The sequence below is a fragment of the Microcystis sp. BLCC-F209 genome, assembly GCF_041928595.1.
Classification (GTDB): domain Bacteria; phylum Cyanobacteriota; class Cyanobacteriia; order Cyanobacteriales; family Microcystaceae; genus Microcystis.
On the sequence record NZ_JBHFLL010000312.1, the window covers coordinates 1 to 18,740 of the forward strand.

The following is an 18,740-nucleotide window of genomic DNA, read 5'->3' on the forward strand; positions in this document are numbered from 1 at the left end:
GGACTTGCTGAATAATGGTAAAACCCTTTTAAAATAAGGTTTTTGACCTGTTAAAATCTGATGTTAGTGCAAGAAAATAGGATTGGGACATTCAAAAACCTTGCATTATTCTCCTCATAGTACATAAACTGGTACAAAAAAGAGGGCAACAAAGCCTGAAACGACCGACTCCTGACTCCTGACTCCTAACCCCACCAACAAACTTTTTGCCGCAAACCCTAAATACGATCCATCGAGAGAAAAGCTAACTATATTATCTGAGGATTTGGAGGATTTTCAACTATCAGAACAGATATTTTTAAGCGATCAAGAAACGGAAAACTTTTTCGATGATCTGGAAGAACTAAACAGTGAAGAAAAGCTGGGAGTTTATTACTACGATGCCTCCGAAGACTATCGATCTCTCTTTATCTCCCTACTTTTAGCCCAAAAATTCTGGTCTGATTCCGCTTTAATTATCATCAATAAATGTCAGCATCCTGCTCTCCAACAGGCAATAAAAGATTTTACTAAAACCCATCCCCAAGCTCAGATAATTTTAGATGATCAAGTAGCTAATCACGGTTTGCTTGGTTTGACAAATATTTGTTTATTAGCTTGGAATGCTCCCCCGGAGATAACAGCGCTAAAATCCCCGAAAAAACTGGTTTTAAATGTGGGTTGTTGTCCCTATAATCCCTAAGCCTTACCCCAACTATTCCGCGATGGCAATTGGCAAGAAATTCGCCTCGATATCAATATCAATACTGCTGTTAACCGGCTCTTCTAGGTTCTGTGTGATAAGTTTAATTGACATAGGATCGAGCGATCTTTGTGTCCTTTGTGCCTTTGTGGTTCGTTCCACCCCCTCGCTCTTGAGAAATGTATCTTAGAATACATTTTACCCACCAAAGCTGGGAGAGCCGTTAACCCAGATATTTTAGGAACGATTACCGATTTAAGTGCCGTTCCCGATAACTGCGTCGATGGGGTTTTTTCTAGTCATAATCTAGAACATATTTATCATTACGAAGTTCCCATCGCACTGGAGGAATTTAAACGCATTCTTAAACCCGAAGGCTTTTTAATGATCGTAGTTCCCGATATGCAAACTGCCGCCGAATTTGTCGCTAGAGGCGATATGGAAAATGAACCTTTATATATTTCTCCCGGAGGTCCCATGCGGGCTTTATGGATGTTTTACGGCATGGGAACAGAAGTTCCCGGAATGCCCTATATGGCTCACAAAACTGGTTTTACTTCTCAAAATCTCAACCAGAAATTACAAGAAGCAAATTTTGCCAGAGTTGAGGTAATTCGGACGGAATTTGAGTTAGTTGCTTTTGGGTATAAATCAGAGATTGGGGATAGGGAAATGGGGAAATGGGGGGATAGGGAAATGGGGAAATGGGGGGATAGGGGGATAGGGAAATAGGGGGATGGGGAAATGGGGAAATGGGGAAATTTTAACTAATCCCTCAAAACCCCAAAACCCTAAAACCCAACACCCAACACTCAACACTCATGTTTACTTCACGGAAGCAGAGGAAAGATTAGCAAAAATTGCTCGCACTTGTGGGGCGATTCTTTCCCTTTGATTGATTAAATAAATACTAACGAGGGTTAAAGATACCCCCACCCATTGCAATACACTTAACATCTCACCGAGGAATAAATTCCCGAAACTGAGGGCAAAAACCGGAGTTAAAAAAGTTAAAGAACTTAAACTGGTTAAATTGCCCTTGGCGGCTAAATAAAAGAATATTCCATAGGCGATCGCACTACCAAAAATAGTGGCATAACTTAAAGCTAACCAACCATTTAAATCTATATGCTGCCATTGATGGGATTCTCTCAAACCTGAAGCTAAAAATAGCGGCAATCCTCCTAAAATCATGTGCCATCCCGTGGCGCTGACGGGATCCGCATGACGACAGACAAACCGGATTAAGACTGTTCCCACCGCCATGGATAGGGAAGCCAAAAGCATCAGCATTTCGCCGCTATTTAGTAATTCCTGCCAGCTAAAGTCAATATTTACCGCTTTTTGTCCAAAAAAGTCATAAAACCATTGATCGGGCAAGCCAATTAAACTAATTCCCCCAATTCCTAAACCCAATCCCAACCATCCCCAGACACCGATAACTTCTTTAAATAGCCAACTGGACATTAAAGCCACCGCTAGGGGTTGGGAGTCAATAATTACCGATCCTAACCCCGCCCCAGTGCGATTTAATCCCAATGCCAGAAAACCTTGAAAAAGAGTGGCATCCATGAGAGCAAAAAGGGCAATCCATAGCCACGCTTGCAGGGTTTTGGGCTGAGGACGACCTAAAAACCAAGCTACCATTAAAACTAACATTCCGGCGGGGACAAGACGAATTGCCGCCATAAATAGGGGGGTAGTATGGGGGATAACACCCTTCATCGCTACCATCGCTGTTCCCCAGAGAAAAAACGGTGAGATAAGTAAGAGGGGCGAGGATTTCTTTAAATCTAGGTTTTCCATAGGTAGCGATCTATTGTTGTGGATAACAAATTTCCCTAATTGTATAGTAGAGACTGGGGATCGGCTCTTAATTCTCTTGACTTTCTCCTAACTGATTTTCCTCTAAAGCTGTTATTGGTTTTTCTTCGCTCGATCCGATCCAGATCGCAATCATCCCAGCGATAGGAATGGAGAGAAAAACCCCTAATAATCCCGCAATTCTTTCGCCGATAAAGAGGGATAAAAATAAAATTACTGGGTTTAATTCTAGGGCATTACCCATAACTTTAGGGCGAATAATATTATCTTGAATTTGTACCAAGACTACACAGACAATAAAAGCTTTAACGGCCACTGCTAGTCCCTGGGAGGTAAAAGTCAAGATAGTTACCAACAAAATGCCCAGGGTTGCCCCGATACCTGGAATAGCATCGATGACACCGAGAATACCCGCTAAAATTAGCCCATATTTGATTCCTGATAGGGAAAAACTCAAGAAACTCGTCACCGATAAAAAGAGCATTAACAACAGTTGCCCGCGAATAAATCCCAGAAAACTTTGCCGAAAAGACTTGGCAAAACGCTCCCGGTATGCTATGGGGAGAAGTTGCAAAAAACCTCGCCAAAGTTTATCACCATCGATGAGCATATAAACACTGATCACCGCCCCGAAAACGCCGGTAAAGACACTGGAAAAAACTCCCTGTACGATCGATAAACCCGTGGCTAAACCCGTTTGTAAGCTTCCCACCATTTTATTTAAATCTAATCGATCAAGAAAGTCTTGAAAGGGTAAAAAATCTTTTTGACTCAGGGCATCGGTAAGATTAAATAGTAGTCCTCTCCCCTGATTAACCGCCTCTAATCCTATGCCTGTGACTAATCCAAATAGGAGGATAAAAGCTGCTAGGGTGGTAATAGCAATGGCTAGTCCTCTCGGTAGATAACGGGATAACCAAACCACAGGATAATTTAATAGGGCGGCCAGAATCGCTGAACCAGTAAAAATAGCGATCATCCCGTAGAAATAGTTAATTAAGATAATCAGACTCCAGCCACAGCCAAATAATAATAGATAGCGTACTAGAATCGAGTTATTCAGAGTTTTCCACAAGGAGCTAGAAGGGGGCATAAATAAAGCCAGAAATAGGATTTTAGCATTTAGAATTGTTTTAACAAAGCTTCCCGCATGACCGAGACGGGGACGGGTTGACCTAACCAGATTTCTAGCGCAATCGCTCCCTGATTAACTAACATTTCTAACCCATCAATAATTCTTATCCCTCTAGTCCGGGCCAACCGGAGAAATTTGGTCGGCCGGGGATTATAAATTAGATCGTAGGCGATCGCAGATGGGGGTAAAAGGTCTAATAATTCTAACTCTACTGGGGATTGTTCGCCCTGGGGGGACATTCCGATCGGGGTAGAATTAATCAGGAGTTCTGTGGTGGATAGCATCGCTTCTAATTCGTCCCAGCTATGCACTTCTAGGAGGTCATAGAGGCTTGTATTCGCCCAACTTTCTTTAAAAGGATCTAATTTCTTTTGATTGCGTCCTACCACATGAATTTTGCCGCAGCCCAACTGGGCGCAAGCCACCACTACCGCCCGGGCTGCGCCGCCATTGCCCAAAATAACTGGATTCACCTGACTCCAATCTTTGTCAAGGGATTTCAAGGGAGCGAGAAAGCCATCCACATCGGTATTCGTTCCCTGCCAGCCGGTTTCCGTGCGCCAGACGGTATTAACTGCGCCTACTAGCCTTGCTTTCTCCGTAATTTGCGATAATAAGGGAATAATTGCTAATTTATGGGGAATCGTGACGCTAAAACCCTGTAGATCGATGGCGGACAAACCAGCGATCGCAGTCGCTAAATTTTCCGGGGCGATCGGTAGGGGAAGATAGACATAATTTAGCCCCAAGGCATCGATAGCGGCATTGTGCATGAGGGGAGAAAGAGTATGGCCGATAGGATCGCCGATTACGCCTAATAACTTGGTTTTTCCGTTAATAATGGTCATAAAAAAAGGTGGGCTTTCCCCACCAAAGTTTGATATCAAGGGTGGCCAATGCTCACCTTACTATACTAGGGTTTGCTGAAAAAGTTTTTCGGTGGTGGCAGGGTGTAGGGTGTGGGGTGTAGGGTTTTACCGATTTTGAGGGGGTCAATTACCTAATTTTCAGGGAAAAAGTCCAGGGATTTTTCCCCCGATCACTCCCAGATCCATTACTTTTTGATGGCCAAAAGGTCTAAAAGTCTTACCCAACAAGGTTTTTAGATTTATTCAGCAAACCCTATACTATTTCTTGATTTCGCGGGCCATTTTCAGGAAAGGATTGATATTGTCATCGTTAGCGCGACGAACGTTATCATTAGCAGCGTTAGCCTTACTATTAGCCTCGGAAGTCGCCGATTTTGCCACAATACCGTTATCGGTGACTTTGCTGACTTCCATAGAAGAAATCTGTTTAATCGATTCGCCACCCTTCTTATTCGAGGCAGTTTTCGGGAAAGTACGTCGGATCGTGATCGGTGTCCGCATGAAGTCGATATTACCGAGAGTTTTAGCGTCATCGGGTTCCAAGTAAAAAGCCTCTTTCGGTTCCGGTGCGCTCATATCCATCGGTTCATCGACGTATTTCGTCTTATTGCCAAACAGGCCAAAGAATCCAGCCATTTTTTCGCTCTCCTAAATAAATATATTTACCATAAATTGCTGCTGATTGTTAAATCATATCAATATTTATGACAAAAAGCTAGGTAGCCATCTATCAGTGATCAGTTATCAGTTATCAGTTATCAGATGGGAGTTTTCAGTTCACTGATTACTGTTTACTGTTTACTGATCACTGATAAAACTTCCCCACACCCCAATCAACGCTGTTCTAACCTACGACTGGCTAGGGACATAGAATAACAGAAAATCCAGTAAATAAAGGCCAAAAATAGATAAACCTCTGGATAATCGCCGATAAATTTCGGATTAGCTAAAACCGATCCTGCCATACCCAAGAGGTCCACCAATCCCACGATCGCCAGTAGAGAAGTATCCTTAAATAAACTGATAAATTGACCAACAATAGCGGGAATGACCGCTTTTAAAGCTTGGGGTAGAACGATCAATAATAAAACGAAAATCGGTTTTAAACCCAAGGCTTTGGCCGCTTCAAATTGACCTTTGGGAATCGCTTGTAAACCACCCCGGACATTTTCGGCCAGATAGGCTGCTGCAAAAAGGGTAAATCCAGCGATCGCTCTGATCACCCGTTCTGGTCTCGTCCCGGCGGGTAAAATTAAGGGTAACATCACCTGAGCCATGAATAAAATTCCCAACAAAGGTAAACCGCGCAATAATTCGATATAGCCAATAGATAGCCAACGAATTGCCGGTAATTCACTCTGTCTCCCCAGGGCTAATAATACCCCCAAGGGGAAAGATAAAATCATACTGGCGATCGCTACTAATAAAGTTAAGATTAAACCACTGAGATCATCGAGGGGAATGGCCTTTAAAAATAATCCTCCCAATAGTAACCAAGCAATTAAAGGTAAAGTCAATAACCAGAGCAATCCCCACCAGCGTTGGAGAAAAGCGGGGCAATTGGGGAAGCGACCCCGGGTTAATTGCCAAGAAAACAGCGATAAAGCCGCAATTATCGTTAAAATCAGCCAAATACGCCATATTGACTGATCGGGATAACGACCGACCACAAATAAACCGAGATTTTCCGTGACTACAGCCCATTTTGCCTGAGTTATCGCCCAATCGAGAAAACTGAAACCACTCCAGAGGCTGAGAAATAGACCCGCAAGGGTTAAGATGACGTTGTACCAAGTGTTAAAGAGATTTTTTCTTAACCAGAGTCCCATAAAATTCCCTAACCTCCACAGTGGTGATCATTGTACTTTTTCAGTACAATGGTGCTATCAAAAAAATTTAGACTAATTTTCGACCATGAACAGTTGCATTTTAATGGCTAAAATTGTCCGTCGTCCCGAATTACGTTATACCCAAGATAATCAAACTCCCTATGCTCAAATGTTAGTCGAGTTTTCTGCCAATCGTGCCGAGGCAACCCCGACTAATTTAAGGGCCGTAGCTTGGGGAAATTTGGCCTCAGAAGTCGCTCAGAACTATAATGAAGGTGATCAGGTAATTTTAGAAGGTCGTCTGTCGATGCAGACGATCGATCGTCCCGAAGGTTTTAAGGAAAAACGGGCCGAATTAGTCATTAGTCATCTCTATCATCTTGACGGCAGCATGAGTAGCGGGGAAATGGCAGCCCCGACTCCGGAAAAAGTCGTGCCAATCAATACCTACAAATCGAATAAAACTGAGGTGGAAAAACCCGTCGCACCTGTCTCCACCGGGGATTTTGAATACGACGCATCCTATGAACTTTCTAATCCTTCCCCTTGGCAACCTAGCGACACACCAGTGGAGGAAAATTTAGACGATATTCCTTTCTAACTACCCCGACAGAATTAATTACAGATATTTTTCCCTTCCCTGTTCTGGTTTTCCCTCTTCCCAGAGTGTGAATTTAATTTTGTCATTCCTGAAATGGCACTGGTTCATACCATTTTTCTAAAGTAATGGCAGAGATGGTTAATTACCCTCAACCCCACCCCCCCCACATCGGGGTGGCAAGGGAGGGAGAGGGGAGTAGGATACCTGCCACGAATAAAGAAAAATGCTATGAGAGAGAGGTGAAATTATCAATAATCCAAAGAGGGATTTTCCCGCTTCGACTCTCAAGGAGGTGCTATTGATCAATAGTCTTTGAGCAGTAGGGCCGCTTACCCCTTCTTTCCGCAAGAATCTAGAAATACTTCAGAAAAAAAATTGATAAAAAAGCAATCATTTAGCGGGTTCGGCTTCGATCTGTCAGAATACAAGTATTGAAACAAACCTTTTAAGAGGCTTCATGGTGGAAGTTAAAGTCGTTCCCCCGAAACGCAATTGGGTTCAGACGTGGTGGCAATCTCTGAATTCCTTATCTCGCTTACTGGTGATTGCTCTAGCTGCACCACTTATCGTCCTGAATGCCTGGGCATTATCGGCAATTTTTGGCTATTTTGAATCTTTATTTGTTATTTTACTGATAGCGGCCGTTCTATCTTTTCTCTTGGGTTATCCGGTGACTTGGTTGGAACGTCAGGGATTAAAACGGGGTTTAGCGGCGATCGTGGTTTCCCTGATCACGATTTTAATTTTTGTGGCCGTGGGAATAACCCTAGTTCCCCTAGTCTTCACCCAAGCGCAGCAATTCGTCAACAGATTGCCAGAATGGTTAGACTCGGGACAGCGCCAACTGATGCAACTAGATACCAAAATCGACACGATGAATCTACCGATTCCCATCAGTTTCGATGGTCTGATCGCTCAGTTTAACAGTCGTTTAGGGGCAGAATTACAAATTCTCGCGGGAAGAAGCGTTAATTTAGCCCTTAATCTCACCGTTTTTACCGTGGTGCGAGTGCTTGATGTGCTGCTAACCATTATCCTCACCTTTTATCTACTTCTCCACAGTCCCGATATCTGGAGGAGTATTATCCAATGGTTGCCCAAACCCGTCCAACAACCCTTTTCCCTAACCCTACGCTTAAGTTTTCAGAATTACTTTGTCGGACAGGTAATTTGTGCCACCTGCATGGCCCTGGGATTAGTCACGGCATTTTTATCGATTAAAGTCCCTTTTGGTCTCCTATTCGGCCTCTTGATTGGCACCATCGCTTTAATCCCTTTTGGGGGAACCGTCGGCATTGTCACGGTGACAGCTTTACTAGCTTTGCGCGATATTGGTTTAGCTCTGCAAGTTTTAGCCGTGGCGGTAGTGGTGCAGCAAATTGTCGAAAACGGCATTGCTCCCCGGATTTTGGGCAGTGTCACCGGGTTGAATCCCTTTTGGGTGTTGGTCTCGGTCTTGACAGGGGCGCGAGTGGGCGGTTTACTGGGGGTGATTGTCGCGGTTCCCATGGCGGTAATGATCAAGGAAGCTTTGGAGGTTATCCGTCAAGTGACACCGGAGGAGACAAAACACGGGATAATTAAACCCTCTCTCCCCCTAGAATCGGAATCCTCTAACGAGGTGGTTTCTCGCTGAAGAATGACTGACGGCATTATCTGGGGCGATCTGAGCAGTAATCTTGGCCGGGAGTAATCGGCAATTTTCTCCCAGGTTCTTGGTTTTTCTCCCTCGATCGAGTTATGATGTGAATATTGGTAGATTAATTCCGCTCTCGAGGACAAGTCAAGGACTGAGGATGCCTTGCCAGTCTTTGAGGCCCGACCTGTTGGGATATTAGCTAACCAATTATCTCTAAACTCGGATAATTTTAAGAAAAGGTGATTGTCTATCCCGATAAATCAGCAAAAAATCGATATTTTGGTTAAATAGGCTACATTAACAGGCAGCCTTCTATCGTAAGCTCGAAGTTAAGACATAAAGTCAATATCACCCTCCGATTGCAATGAGAAAATGTTTGAATCGCTTAATATTTGGGCTTTTCAGACATTTTTTTTGTGGATTGAGTAGGAAACAACTTGATTTCGGGATCAGACAAGGAGGCAATGCTTGCACCCACAGTGCCACAGGGACGAACACCAACAGACCATGATCTGGAGAGATCGTCAAGAAAAGTATCAGAGTGAACTCTTGGAAAAAAATGAGTAAAATATAATTAGTAGGGAGAGTATTGCTGTTAATGTTTCGCTTGCTCACGAGACGTTAACCAAGCCCAAAGGCAAAAAATAGCAGTAATTTGCTAAAAGCTAAAAGCCGATAGCTGACTGCTCTATATATCTCTCGTATTCTTTACTTGTCGAGTTCAACACGACCCCTTTATGGAATCCAGCAACCCGTCAGGGAAGACTTCCGAACCTCCTAGTCATAGGTGGGCCAACTTACTCGGAACCATGATCGCAATTCTGACCCTAACGTTACCCTTGTTAGCGATTGGATATAACTCCACGCCTAACTATACCGAAGAACCCCTTACCGGTAACACATCCTACTCCCTAACGAGGCAAATGAGGTGACAGAATTGAGATAGACGATTGCCAAGGTAAAATTTTTTTTCTTCGTCCCGATCCCCCTTATGGGTAAAATTTGGATCGGAGTTAATTAAAGTGTGTTTTAACTTTGCTTGCGCTTTTAGGTCACTCTAAAGGCGCTATTGTCTTGTATTTGGAGAAAGCTTGTGGATTTATCGCGCATTCCTGCCCAACCGAAACCCGGTTTAATTAACGTTTTAGTGGAAATTACCGCCGGTAGTAAGAATAAATACGAGTTTGATAAGGATTTAAACGCCTTTGCTCTCGATCGCGTTCTCTATTCTTCGGTACAATATCCCTGTGATTATGGTTTTGTTCCCAATACCCTCGCCGATGACGGCGATCCTTTAGATGGTATGGTGATCATGGATCAGCCTACTTTCCCCGGCTGTGTGATTACGGCGCGTCCCATTGGTATGTTAGAAATGATCGATGGTGGTGATCGCGATGAAAAAATTCTCTGTGTTCCCGCTAAAGATCCCCGTTATGCAGAGGTAAAATCTCTCAAAGATGTCTCTCCCCATCGGTTGGAGGAAATCGCCGAGTTTTTCAAAACCTATAAGAATCTAGAGAAAAAAGTCACAGAAATTCTCGGTTGGAAAGATGTGGACGCAGTAACCGCTTTAGTTGAACAGTGTATTGCTGCTTATAAGTAAGGTTTGCGGCAAAAAGTTTGTTGTGGGGTTAGGAGTCGGGAGTCAGGAGTCAGAATTCAGGAGTCGGGAGATAGGGTGATAGGGATTTAGGGGTTTAGGGAAATTTCAGCCAAATGCTCCACTACCCCACTACCCCACTACCCCACTACCCCACTACCCCACTACCCCACTACCCCACTACCCCACACCCCACACCCCACACCCCACACCCCACACCCCACACCCCAATTTATGAGAATAGAAACCTTAAAATCGGGTTTAATCGTCTCCTGTCAAGCGCCAGTGGAGTCATCTCTGCACGATCCTGTAATTATTGCCGCCATGGCTCATGCTTGTGTGGATAGGGGTGCTTGTGGGGTAAGAATTGATAGTCCCGCTCATCTGAAAGCCACCCGTCAACAATTGCCGGATATACCGATAATTGGACTCTGGAAACGCAATTATCCTGATTGTTCGGTATATATTACGCCCAAATATCAAGATGCTCTCGCCATTGCCGATGCGGGGGCCGATATAATTGCCTTGGATGCTACCCCCAGAAAGCGTCCTAATCATGAAAATTTAGCCACAATTATCGATCGTATTCATCGGGAAACTGGTAAATTAGTCATGGCAGATATAGACTCGATCGAAAGTGCTATTTATGCCGTGGCAGCCGGTGCTGATATTGTCGGTACAACTCTTTACGGTTACACAGAAGCGACTAAACATCTGCCACCGCCGAGTTTTTCTTTCCTAGAGGAATTAGTTAATAAGTTGTCAGTTCCTGTTATCTGTGAAGGAGGAATATCGACTCCAAAAGAAGCAAAAAAAGCCCTAGAAGTGGGTGCCTATTCGGTAGTTGTCGGCACGGCAATTACTGGGATTGATTTAAAAACTACCGCTTTTTTACAAGGAATTTTATCAAAAGATTAATGGGAGGGAAAAAAAACAAAAAGTTTAGCCGCACCTCCTAAAATACCGACAACCAAAGCGATTAAAATCCCCCGGTTTGTCAATTCCCGATAGGCAATCCCTGCGGTCAATCCGTTAATTTTTTCGTTACTACAATGGATAAACCCGTTAACTTTTCTTAACGTACCCCTGTTGATGGTAATATTTCTTAATAGACAGGGATGGATCATATTTGCTAAAAAGGAGATCAAGTCAAAAAAAAGAACCCTTGGCAACCTCTCAAAATTACCCGATGATATTATCAAAATTAGCCACAGCAAGAGGATTTAATGGCGAGACTTGTAGTCCTAGTTTAGGACAATGATTAGACTTAGAGAAAGCCTTAGATTTATGAAAGGTTTCCCCGATTTGCATCCAGTAAGAGGACATCAGAAATTCTCTTAATCCCTCCTAAAGCAGAGGTTATCACCTTTTGTCAAAGGGGAAGTCCAGTCATAAAATCATCGAATTCTAACTGCGCCACCGTAAAATTTGTGCTTTAATGGGGTTGACAAAATCCCGTTTTTCTGCTTGAGATTTTTCGTATTCCTGCTTGAGGCGATAATACCATTTGGCCTGGGTATCGGCATCATCAATTAACATCAAAGCTGGATGATAACTAAGTCCCTCCTGTTGTTTAATCACCACATCGCGATCCTGTTTGAGGAATTGTAGGGTTAAATAACGCAAAAGAGGGGTTAAAAATGCCAACCAAGGAATCGTATAGTATAAACTTTGATGGACTTCGCAGTGATTTTCATCGATGGGAGTAATTGCCGTAAAAGCACAGGCCAAATGGCGATCACCTCGTAGTATTTCTGTACGCACCGAGGGCAATTCAAAAACAATTTCAATCGATACTTTATTACCCAAAATTTTATAGGGTTTCGCACTTACAGGCATATCATAGGGAGCAAGACGAAAACCGAGGGGAACAGGTTCGTATTGTTTTTCCTTGACCCGAAATTGGCGCGGACCGCTGCGCCACCACCAAGAAGTATGAACGTAGGGACCGTGGGCCGGATCCATCAATCCCACCACTGCATGGTCAATATTGCAATCAAAAGTGATAGTTTCGGCTACTTTGGGGGTAAGTTTGCCAAAAGCGCTAATAGTCGGCACAGGAGGCAGATTTTCTTGATTAATTTCTCTTTTTGAGTCTGCCGGAATAAACACCCAGATATGACCTTGTATTTCACGACAGGGATAACTGGTGACACAAATTCTGCTAATATCAAGGCGATCGTGTTCAGTTAATGAGGGGATCTCAGAACAAACGCCATCGCTAGTGTTAAATTTCCAGCCATGATAGCAACAGTACACCCCATCTCCCTCAATCCAGCCATGGTGCAGCGGAATGCCACGATGGGGGCAAATATCCCGCAATGCGAACACTTCTCCATCCTCTCTCCTACCGACAACAATCGGTTCACCTAGCATTTTTTTGGCCATTAGCTGACCGGGTTTAAGTTTATTTGCCGGTGTGGCCACATACCAAAAGTCGCGCAGTAAGCTAGTCATAGGGTTTTTCTGGAGAGCTTCGATCGTTCATCCTATCATTAGAAATCAAGATTATACCTTATGGACGTAACTGGATTCGAACCAGTGACCCCATCGATGTCAACGATGTACTCTAACCAACTGAGCTATACGTCCGCACGAATTGTTATCATAACACGATTGCTTCTAATTAGGCAAGCCCCTAGGCAGTAAATTGATAGCCAATTAACTTATAAATTAACTTGGCAGTGGTAAATTCCGAGACCACCGAATCACTAATCGGGGCCAATTCCATCACATCGCAGCCAATCACTTGATGGGTTTGGAAAAGACGACGGAGAAAGCCTAGGGTTTGATGCCAACTTAAACCCCCCGGTTCCGGGGTTCCCACCCCCGGAATTAAAGCCGGATCGATGCCATCCACGTCTATGGTTAAAAATACCTTCTCGGTGGTAATTTTGGCGATCGCTTTTTCGATCCAATCCGGATCCTTGGCGATATCTCGATCCCAAATCACGGGAATCTGCTGTTTAGCGATTAATTCGGCTTCTTCTCGACAAATAGCCCGAATTCCCACGGGTAAGGTCGGTAAACCCATTTCTAACACCCGACGCATCACACAGGCGTGGTTATGGTGGGAGCCTTCGTACTCAAAACGCATATCGCCATGGGCATCAATTTGAACCACAGTAAAAGGTTCCGATAAAGCTTGTCGGTAAGCTTGTACTACTCCCGTGGTGATAGCGTGTTCACCCCCGACGGCGACGACAAACTTATCATCGGCAATTAGACGCGAAACTGTAGCTGTGGTGACGGCTAACATCTCCTCGGCGGACAATTGCGGTTGCTGACGGGTATCTGCGATCGCATCATGGGTATAGATGCCCACTTCTAAACAGGTTTCCCGCTTAAGTTCCTCGTCATAGGCTTCCAATTGTTGGGAAGCAGTAATCACCGCCGCTGGTCCAGTTTCACAACCCTTGCGATAGGTGGTGGTGGCCTCGTAGGGAATCGGCAGGATTACGGCCTTAGCTGTGGCGTAAGTGGCGATCGCTTCACTCCCTAAAAACTGTTCGCTACCGGTGGCGCAAGACAATAACATGGGCAAATCACAGAAAATTTTAGTCCAATCCTCCATTATAAATATTTTGACTATTTTTGTCTATCTCAACTGACCCCAAACATATCTACTACAATAGCCAAAACCCCTTATCTATCAATAGATACATCCCTTAACTTTTCTTGGTGTACCCATGTTTATTGTAATATTTCTCAATGGACAGGGAGCGAGCATATTTGCTGAAACCGAGTTAGATTTATGGGGGGTTTCCTTGATTTCTACCGGGTAAGAGGGCATCAGAAATTCTCTTAATCCCTCCCAAAGCACAGGTTATGGCCTTTTGTCAAGAACGTCGGTTAAATTGCTTTTTTATATAACTCATTCCCCCTTAATTGAATAAGTTGAGTGGGATTTTTATAGATTAATTTTCGGCTTCATTTTCTAAAATTTCCTGTAATTGTGAACGCAATGGAGTTAGATTATTTTCAATCGTCCGCCAAGCAATTGCCAATTCTACCCGAAAATATTCATGAAAAATGACATTTCGCATATCTCCCATTAAACGCCAAGGAATTTGAGAATAACGCAATTGTACCTCACTAGGAATATTTCTAGATGCCTCACCAATAATTCCTAAATTATAAAGAACTGCTTTAAGAGTCACTCGATTTGAGCTAAAATATTCAAAGGTCATATTAGCCGTCCATTCCAAGATTTCATCAATGGATTCAATAATATCTTGAAGACGAAGTTGCCAATCTCTAAAAGGCATTAATCACATCCTTTAATACAGGTTGTCGTAAATGTTCTTTTAAAGAATCTTGAGTACCTAAATCAACATAACATCCTAATATATCTTCTAAGTAAAGTCGTACCTCGATAAACTCAAATAACCCTACCGCTTTACTAAATTCTACCAATAAATCTACATCACTGTCAAAACGTGCTTCATCCCTTGCTACTGAACCAAATAGAGACAGAGATTTTACCCCTAGTTTTTCTAATTGTTCTCGGTGTTTTGCGAGAATTGTTAGTACCTCATCTCGTTTCATGGCTATTTCCTGAAATCTGATTCTTTCATTGTAACCTTAATGGTTGTTTCGTTGATATTGGCTCTCATGATGAAGTTTATTAAAATAGAAATTATTATTGAACTTAGAAATGCTATGCCAGTGCCAAATACCACCATTAATTAGGTTGCTTAGGTTTTTCAAGTTGCTGTTTAACTAATTCTAAGGGAAGTTTTAACACTCTAGCAATTTGCTCGACGGTTAAGCCTTCCTTCATCAATTCTGTAGCGATTTCGAGTTTATATGCTTCTGTAAGATTAGATTTTTGTAATTGATTTTCTGGTAGTTGATTACAGATATGGCCTTTATTAATTTGGACACCGTTAACGACATTATTGTTAGCAACATTATAATAATATCTTCGCAGACTAGACCTAAGATTAGCTTTATTAACTTCTTCTCCTAGAATTTCCGATAGGGTTTTCCATAGCTTACCGGCTACATCCTTGACATATTTCTCGGAACGATGATGACTTTTAGCGATTTCTGTGTATTTTTGGTGATTAATCACCCCTTCTAAGATTTCAGACTGAACATCATCTAAATTCTCTCCTGTATAGGAGAAGATGAGATTATCAACAGTTGTAATTAAAGAGTGAATATCAAAATTGTTCATGGCATTGGTTTAACTATGGGATTAAGTCATAATTGCTTGACATTATAGCACAGAATGTAAATTTAGGTACTTTATACGACTTTATCTTACTTTTTAGTGCTTGAAAGTTAATCTTTAATGTCATAAGCTCTTAGAAACCTTAGCTTAAGCAAAAATAATGAAAATGAACAGAGTTAAAAGTTCTCTATTGAAATCGGGTTTATGTGTTTTCAGTTTTTCCATATCACTTCTTTGTCAAAAAACTCCTGTACTGTCTGCTACAGTATCAAGTTCTAGTTCAACACTTCAATCTGTAGGTATTGTAAATGACTTTGATAAGATTTCTGTAATATTAGATGGTATTTTAAAACTTTGGGGTATTGTTGCACCTGTTGGAAGACCTTTACAGCCAGAAGATTTTACAACAATTAAATCAGCCAGGTTGTTGATTGCGTGTGTCAATGGAATCTGTGATAAGGATGAATCTCAAAGTAATAGTCTAGTAAGCATTAATAAACGAACAGTAGAAAAAACAGGACAAGTTAGTTCAATAGCATCAATTAGTGGTGCTTTAACCCAAACTAGCATTGGAAAGAATCCGGCTTGTGTCGGAGATACGTTTGTTGATGGTCTCAGTCCCATTAAGTGTGAAAAAAATGTTAAGGCCGTTGGTAAACCTGGAGAGGTATTTGTAAAAAATGTAACCGCATCTGCCTTTGGTCTTGTTTATGATGGCAGGGGTGGAAGACTGCTTATGGACGGAGCAGAATCCATGGACGAAGTTTATAGAGAAATCCCCGAACCCACCTCAACCCTAAGTCTTCTTTCCCTGGGAATACTTGGTGCAGGTGCAACCATAAAACGGAAAGTAAAACGCTCTAATTCCCTCGAAAAAGAACCCACTAACATCGGTTAAATTGCTTTTTTGTATAACTCATTCCCCCTTAATTTTAGACCAGTTGAGGAGGATTTTTATGCTCTTACTTCTCCTTCTTGTATTTTTAAATTAATATTTGCTATAATAAACAAAGGGTAAGCATCAATCATCTTCAAGCAATAAAAACTATTATTGAGGAACGACAAAATGAACTTAGAAATGCTTGGACAAAACACTTCTCAAGCTGAAGTAACTCATATTTATTCCCATGGAATATGGATTCTGGCAAACAATGAAGAAATGTTTCTTTCCTATCAAGATTTTCCTTGGTTTCAAGATGTCACTATTAGAAAAATTTTAAATATACAAGAGCCTTTTCCTAATCATTTTTATTGGCCAGATTTAGATGTAGATTTAAGCAAAGAAATTATTAAAAATCCTGAGAGATTTCCTTTAAAAGCTAAAGCCTAGTTTTTATCCTTAATTAAGTGCGATGCCGAAGGCACTGCGTAGCAGCACGCTGATCTTGTAGGGTGCGTTCCCTAATGCAACTTCTACCGCTCCAGCGATCGATTTTTGGGGAACGCACCATGCCTATTGATTGAAGCTGTAAGAACGATTTCTGCAAAGGCTGTGAAATTGAAGGCTCTTGTGCAGGTCAGTGTCAAGTCACTTTAGAGTCTTCCAGAAATGACAGTCAATTAGTTGGAAAAATGTGCGAGTTAATGATTGCAACTACACAGAATTTGGTTGACGAATATCTAGAAGGCAGGTGAAATTCTGTGTTTATGACTAAGAACTAGCTGCCCAAAGCAAAGATACTTCATATTGATTAAATGTTGAATCCGCACTCACAAGTGTCATATCTTCTACCTCAGCTTGTGCAATCAGCATTCTGTCAAAAGGATCACGATGATGTAAAGGCAATGCAGCCGCCCGCAAAGCATGAGAAGCATTGATCTCTAACGATCTAGCTCCTAGTTGAGTCATTCGAGTAGAGACATAATCATCTATTTGCTCTGGCAGTGGTAATTTACCGATTGAGACTTTAATTCCCATCTCCCAAACACTGGCAACAGAAAACCACACTTCATTGCTTTCGTTGGCAATTTGTTCAATTACATTCTCACTTAACTTGTCTGGTTGGGCAAACCACCACAGCCAGCATTGTGTATCCAGTAAAAGTCTCACTCCGCACCACCCTCAAATGCTACCAAAATATCTTCTGGTAAAGGAGCGTTAAAATCATCTGGTACGGTAAACATCCCTCGATCTTGTCCTAAACTAGACCGTCGATCTAAAGATGTCCGAAATGGAACAAGTTTAGCAATTGGAATACCTCGGTTTGAAATAACGATTTCCTCTCCGAGTTCCACACGGGACAATAGCCGAGAAAGGTTTGTTTTAGCCTGATGAATGTTTACAGTTTCCATGCTCTTAAAAAACCAAATCTACAAACTAAGTTTAGTTTAGTTGCGGTGATTCTGCAAGGGCAAGTTAGTTTGAAGTGCGATGCCGAAGGCACTGCGTAGCAGCACGCTGATCTTGTAGGGTGCGTTCCCTAATGCAACTTCTACCGCTTCAGCGATCGATTTTTGGGGAACGCACCATGCACATTGATTATTGCGATCGCCGATCTTGTAGGGTGCGTTAATGAAATGTAACGCACCTTATTTTTATTGGTTGTCCTTCTGTATCCCATAGGATACACTTAAGGCATGATTGAAATTCGCCAGACCGAAACCTACTCTCAGTGGTTTAGCAATTTGCGGGATCACCAAGCAAAAGCACGTATAGACATTCGTGTTCGTCGCCTGTCTATGGGCAATCCAGGCGATGTTAAACCAGTAGGAAAAGGTGTATCGGAACTGCGGATCGATTATGGCCCAGGCTATCGGGTGTATTTCATTCAGCGAGGCGAGACCTTGATCATCCTCTTGGCAGGAGGAGATAAGCAAACTCAAGAACGGGACATCAAAACAGCATTAAATTTAGCACAAGACTTATAGGAGATTTTCATGGCTACTATCCAAACCTATCCTTGGGATGCGGCAGAACATCTCGAAACAAAAGAAGATATAGCTGCATATCTTGAAGCAGCTCTTGAAGATGGCGATCCAAGCTTAGTGGTAGCAGCATTAGGTGATATTGCTCGATCTAAAGGGATGACACATATTGCCCGTGAAACAGGGTTGGGGCGTGAAAGTCTCTATAAAGCTTTGTCAATCGAAGGCAATCCAGAGTTTGCCACAGTTCTTAAGGTCTTACAATCACTTGGGTTACGCCTCCAAGTCGTACCAATTGCCTAACTTCACCGTTATACTGAATCGGTTTTTAATAGTATGATTAACTCCCAATCCAACCTTAAAAACCCGCTCTCCCCCGGGAGCATCTCACCTTTGCAATGAGCATAAATACTTAGTGGAAAAATAGGCTTTTCGAGGGTAATTCTTGTTTTAATTCTCCATGTACGCAGTCTTTAAAAGCCTCTATTTCGTTCCAAGACACGATTAAGAGTGGCTT

21 protein-coding genes, 1 tRNA gene and 3 pseudogenes are annotated in these 18,740 nt (G+C 42.5%); 10 read left to right on the top strand and 15 right to left on the bottom strand.

Annotated elements, in window-relative coordinates; translation table 11 throughout:
* Positions 1 to 220: 220 nt before the first annotated feature.
* Both ACE1AQ_RS20725 and ACE1AQ_RS20730 read left to right on the top strand, forming a co-directional pair.
* Positions 221 to 679: pseudogene (locus ACE1AQ_RS20725) on the top strand (methyltransferase type 11); the annotation flags it as partial.
* A gap of 219 nt (positions 680 to 898) precedes the next feature.
* A pseudogene (locus ACE1AQ_RS20730) lies at positions 899 to 1,414 on the top strand (methyltransferase domain-containing protein); the annotation flags it as partial.
* A 93-nt stretch (positions 1,415 to 1,507) separates the two neighbouring features.
* On the opposite strand, the gene ACE1AQ_RS20735 reads toward ACE1AQ_RS20730, so the two are convergent.
* The 5 genes from ACE1AQ_RS20735 to ACE1AQ_RS20755 all read right to left on the bottom strand — a co-directional run bounded on the left by ACE1AQ_RS20735 (position 1,508) and on the right by ACE1AQ_RS20755 (position 6,339).
* Positions 1,508 to 2,488: a DMT family transporter gene (locus ACE1AQ_RS20735; RefSeq protein ID WP_374809132.1), complete on the bottom strand. Its 981-nt coding sequence runs from the start codon at positions 2,486 to 2,488 to the stop codon at positions 1,508 to 1,510.
* A gap of 67 nt (positions 2,489 to 2,555) precedes the next feature.
* Positions 2,556 to 3,599, bottom strand: a complete 1,044-nt coding sequence (locus ACE1AQ_RS20740) for an AI-2E family transporter (RefSeq protein WP_374809134.1) — start codon at positions 3,597 to 3,599, stop codon at positions 2,556 to 2,558.
* Positions 3,600 to 3,628: 29 nt separating this feature from the next.
* Positions 3,629 to 4,489 carry a shikimate dehydrogenase gene (locus ACE1AQ_RS20745; protein WP_374809135.1) on the bottom strand — a complete coding sequence of 287 codons (861 nt, stop codon included), beginning with the start codon at positions 4,487 to 4,489 and terminating at the stop codon, positions 3,629 to 3,631.
* A 279-nt stretch (positions 4,490 to 4,768) separates the two neighbouring features.
* Positions 4,769 to 5,146 (bottom strand): hypothetical protein, encoded by a 378-nt coding sequence (locus ACE1AQ_RS20750; RefSeq protein WP_002754350.1) that lies wholly within the window; start codon positions 5,144 to 5,146, stop codon positions 4,769 to 4,771.
* A 197-nt stretch (positions 5,147 to 5,343) separates the two neighbouring features.
* Positions 5,344 to 6,339, bottom strand: a complete 996-nt coding sequence (locus ACE1AQ_RS20755) for an amino acid ABC transporter permease (RefSeq protein ID WP_106908184.1) — start codon at positions 6,337 to 6,339, stop codon at positions 5,344 to 5,346.
* A gap of 85 nt (positions 6,340 to 6,424) precedes the next feature.
* Between ACE1AQ_RS20755 and ACE1AQ_RS20760 the strand changes: the two genes are divergently transcribed.
* From ACE1AQ_RS20760 to ACE1AQ_RS20775, 4 genes are all read left to right on the top strand, one after another.
* Positions 6,425 to 6,940, top strand: coding sequence for a single-stranded DNA-binding protein (locus tag ACE1AQ_RS20760; protein WP_008201180.1), 516 nt, complete (start codon positions 6,425 to 6,427; stop codon positions 6,938 to 6,940).
* Between the two features lie 457 nt (positions 6,941 to 7,397).
* Positions 7,398 to 8,576: an AI-2E family transporter gene (locus ACE1AQ_RS20765; protein ID WP_110544524.1), complete on the top strand. Its 1,179-nt coding sequence runs from the start codon at positions 7,398 to 7,400 to the stop codon at positions 8,574 to 8,576.
* Between the two features lie 1,096 nt (positions 8,577 to 9,672).
* Entirely contained in the window at positions 9,673 to 10,182 is a 510-nt protein-coding gene (locus tag ACE1AQ_RS20770; protein WP_002760578.1) for an inorganic diphosphatase, read from the top strand.
* 231 nt (positions 10,183 to 10,413) lie between these two features.
* A complete protein-coding gene (locus ACE1AQ_RS20775; protein WP_106908185.1) occupies positions 10,414 to 11,097 on the top strand; it encodes an N-acetylmannosamine-6-phosphate 2-epimerase in 684 nt (227 codons plus the stop codon).
* Here the strand turns inward: ACE1AQ_RS20775 and ACE1AQ_RS20780 are convergent.
* The 8 genes and pseudogenes from ACE1AQ_RS20780 to ACE1AQ_RS20815 form a co-directional block, all read right to left on the bottom strand.
* Positions 11,094 to 11,228 (bottom strand): annotated as a pseudogene (locus ACE1AQ_RS20780) (DUF4164 domain-containing protein); the annotation flags it as partial. The gene ACE1AQ_RS20775 and the pseudogene ACE1AQ_RS20780 sit on opposite strands and share 4 nt — an antisense overlap.
* Before the next feature lie 133 nt (positions 11,229 to 11,361).
* On the bottom strand, positions 11,362 to 11,505 hold the full coding sequence (locus ACE1AQ_RS20785; protein ID WP_172456636.1) for a hypothetical protein: 144 nt from the start codon (positions 11,503 to 11,505) through the stop codon (positions 11,362 to 11,364).
* Between the two features lie 81 nt (positions 11,506 to 11,586).
* On the bottom strand, positions 11,587 to 12,636 hold the full coding sequence (locus ACE1AQ_RS20790; RefSeq protein ID WP_002780451.1) for an aromatic ring-hydroxylating dioxygenase subunit alpha: 1,050 nt from the start codon (positions 12,634 to 12,636) through the stop codon (positions 11,587 to 11,589).
* A 61-nt stretch (positions 12,637 to 12,697) separates the two neighbouring features.
* A tRNA-Val gene (locus ACE1AQ_RS20795) sits at positions 12,698 to 12,771 on the bottom strand.
* Positions 12,772 to 12,817: 46 nt separating this feature from the next.
* Positions 12,818 to 13,717: an agmatinase gene (gene speB, locus ACE1AQ_RS20800; RefSeq protein ID WP_110544534.1), complete on the bottom strand. Its 900-nt coding sequence runs from the start codon at positions 13,715 to 13,717 to the stop codon at positions 12,818 to 12,820.
* Positions 13,718 to 14,096: 379 nt separating this feature from the next.
* Complete coding sequence (locus ACE1AQ_RS20805) at positions 14,097 to 14,447, bottom strand: DUF86 domain-containing protein (RefSeq protein WP_110544528.1); 351 nt, start codon at positions 14,445 to 14,447, stop codon at positions 14,097 to 14,099.
* Positions 14,437 to 14,727 (bottom strand): nucleotidyltransferase family protein, encoded by a 291-nt coding sequence (locus ACE1AQ_RS20810; protein WP_110544531.1) that lies wholly within the window; start codon positions 14,725 to 14,727, stop codon positions 14,437 to 14,439. Before ACE1AQ_RS20810 ends, ACE1AQ_RS20805 begins: the two co-directional genes overlap by 11 nt.
* 136 nt (positions 14,728 to 14,863) lie before the next feature.
* Positions 14,864 to 15,361: a hypothetical protein gene (locus ACE1AQ_RS20815; RefSeq protein ID WP_008201155.1), complete on the bottom strand. Its 498-nt coding sequence runs from the start codon at positions 15,359 to 15,361 to the stop codon at positions 14,864 to 14,866.
* Between the two features lie 157 nt (positions 15,362 to 15,518).
* Here ACE1AQ_RS20815 and ACE1AQ_RS20820 point away from each other — a divergent pair, with 157 nt between their 5' ends.
* Positions 15,519 to 16,256: a PEP-CTERM sorting domain-containing protein gene (locus tag ACE1AQ_RS20820; RefSeq protein WP_008201153.1), complete on the top strand. Its 738-nt coding sequence runs from the start codon at positions 15,519 to 15,521 to the stop codon at positions 16,254 to 16,256.
* Between the two features lie 168 nt (positions 16,257 to 16,424).
* Positions 16,425 to 16,688 carry a DUF2442 domain-containing protein gene (locus tag ACE1AQ_RS20825; protein ID WP_172456637.1) on the top strand — a complete coding sequence of 88 codons (264 nt, stop codon included), beginning with the start codon at positions 16,425 to 16,427 and terminating at the stop codon, positions 16,686 to 16,688.
* A 321-nt stretch (positions 16,689 to 17,009) separates the two neighbouring features.
* On the opposite strand, the gene ACE1AQ_RS20830 is transcribed toward ACE1AQ_RS20825, so the two are convergent.
* Both ACE1AQ_RS20830 and ACE1AQ_RS20835 read right to left on the bottom strand, forming a co-directional pair.
* Positions 17,010 to 17,408 carry a type II toxin-antitoxin system VapC family toxin gene (locus tag ACE1AQ_RS20830; protein ID WP_008201150.1) on the bottom strand — a complete coding sequence of 133 codons (399 nt, stop codon included), beginning with the start codon at positions 17,406 to 17,408 and terminating at the stop codon, positions 17,010 to 17,012.
* Positions 17,405 to 17,650, bottom strand: a complete 246-nt coding sequence (locus tag ACE1AQ_RS20835; RefSeq protein ID WP_008201147.1) for a type II toxin-antitoxin system Phd/YefM family antitoxin — start codon at positions 17,648 to 17,650, stop codon at positions 17,405 to 17,407. Before ACE1AQ_RS20835 ends, ACE1AQ_RS20830 begins: the two co-directional genes overlap by 4 nt.
* A 285-nt stretch (positions 17,651 to 17,935) precedes the next feature.
* Between ACE1AQ_RS20835 and ACE1AQ_RS20840 the strand changes: the two genes are divergently transcribed.
* On the top strand, positions 17,936 to 18,226 hold the full coding sequence (locus ACE1AQ_RS20840) for a type II toxin-antitoxin system RelE/ParE family toxin (protein WP_008201144.1): 291 nt from the start codon (positions 17,936 to 17,938) through the stop codon (positions 18,224 to 18,226).
* Between the two features lie 9 nt (positions 18,227 to 18,235).
* Positions 18,236 to 18,526 (top strand): addiction module antidote protein, encoded by a 291-nt coding sequence (locus tag ACE1AQ_RS20845; protein ID WP_002757266.1) that lies wholly within the window; start codon positions 18,236 to 18,238, stop codon positions 18,524 to 18,526.
* Positions 18,527 to 18,740 lie beyond the last annotated feature (214 nt).

Coding starts and splice junctions, on each gene's coding strand:
- ACE1AQ_RS20815 (WP_008201155.1), bottom strand. CDS start 15,361: ATGAACAATTTTGATATTCACTCTTTAATTACAACTGTTGATAATCTC.
- ACE1AQ_RS20745 (WP_374809135.1), bottom strand. CDS start 4,489: ATGACCATTATTAACGGAAAAACCAAGTTATTAGGCGTAATCGGCGAT.
- ACE1AQ_RS20790 (WP_002780451.1), bottom strand. CDS start 12,636: ATGACTAGCTTACTGCGCGACTTTTGGTATGTGGCCACACCGGCAAAT.
- ACE1AQ_RS20735 (WP_374809132.1), bottom strand. CDS start 2,488: ATGGAAAACCTAGATTTAAAGAAATCCTCGCCCCTCTTACTTATCTCA.
- ACE1AQ_RS20805 (WP_110544528.1), bottom strand. CDS start 14,447: ATGCCTTTTAGAGATTGGCAACTTCGTCTTCAAGATATTATTGAATCC.
- speB (WP_110544534.1), bottom strand. CDS start 13,717: ATGTTATTGTCTTGCGCCACCGGTAGCGAACAGTTTTTAGGGAGTGAA.
- ACE1AQ_RS20845 (WP_002757266.1), top strand. CDS start 18,236: ATGGCTACTATCCAAACCTATCCTTGGGATGCGGCAGAACATCTCGAA.
- ACE1AQ_RS20760 (WP_008201180.1), top strand. CDS start 6,425: ATGAACAGTTGCATTTTAATGGCTAAAATTGTCCGTCGTCCCGAATTA.
- ACE1AQ_RS20740 (WP_374809134.1), bottom strand. CDS start 3,599: ATGCCCCCTTCTAGCTCCTTGTGGAAAACTCTGAATAACTCGATTCTA.
- ACE1AQ_RS20840 (WP_008201144.1), top strand. CDS start 17,936: ATGATTGAAATTCGCCAGACCGAAACCTACTCTCAGTGGTTTAGCAAT.
- ACE1AQ_RS20810 (WP_110544531.1), bottom strand. CDS start 14,727: ATGAAACGAGATGAGGTACTAACAATTCTCGCAAAACACCGAGAACAA.
- ACE1AQ_RS20825 (WP_172456637.1), top strand. CDS start 16,425: ATGAACTTAGAAATGCTTGGACAAAACACTTCTCAAGCTGAAGTAACT.
- ACE1AQ_RS20820 (WP_008201153.1), top strand. CDS start 15,519: ATGAAAATGAACAGAGTTAAAAGTTCTCTATTGAAATCGGGTTTATGT.
- ACE1AQ_RS20755 (WP_106908184.1), bottom strand. CDS start 6,339: ATGGGACTCTGGTTAAGAAAAAATCTCTTTAACACTTGGTACAACGTC.
- ACE1AQ_RS20765 (WP_110544524.1), top strand. CDS start 7,398: ATGGTGGAAGTTAAAGTCGTTCCCCCGAAACGCAATTGGGTTCAGACG.
- ACE1AQ_RS20775 (WP_106908185.1), top strand. CDS start 10,414: ATGAGAATAGAAACCTTAAAATCGGGTTTAATCGTCTCCTGTCAAGCG.
- ACE1AQ_RS20835 (WP_008201147.1), bottom strand. CDS start 17,650: ATGGAAACTGTAAACATTCATCAGGCTAAAACAAACCTTTCTCGGCTA.
- ACE1AQ_RS20750 (WP_002754350.1), bottom strand. CDS start 5,146: ATGGCTGGATTCTTTGGCCTGTTTGGCAATAAGACGAAATACGTCGAT.
- ACE1AQ_RS20785 (WP_172456636.1), bottom strand. CDS start 11,505: ATGTCCTCTTACTGGATGCAAATCGGGGAAACCTTTCATAAATCTAAG.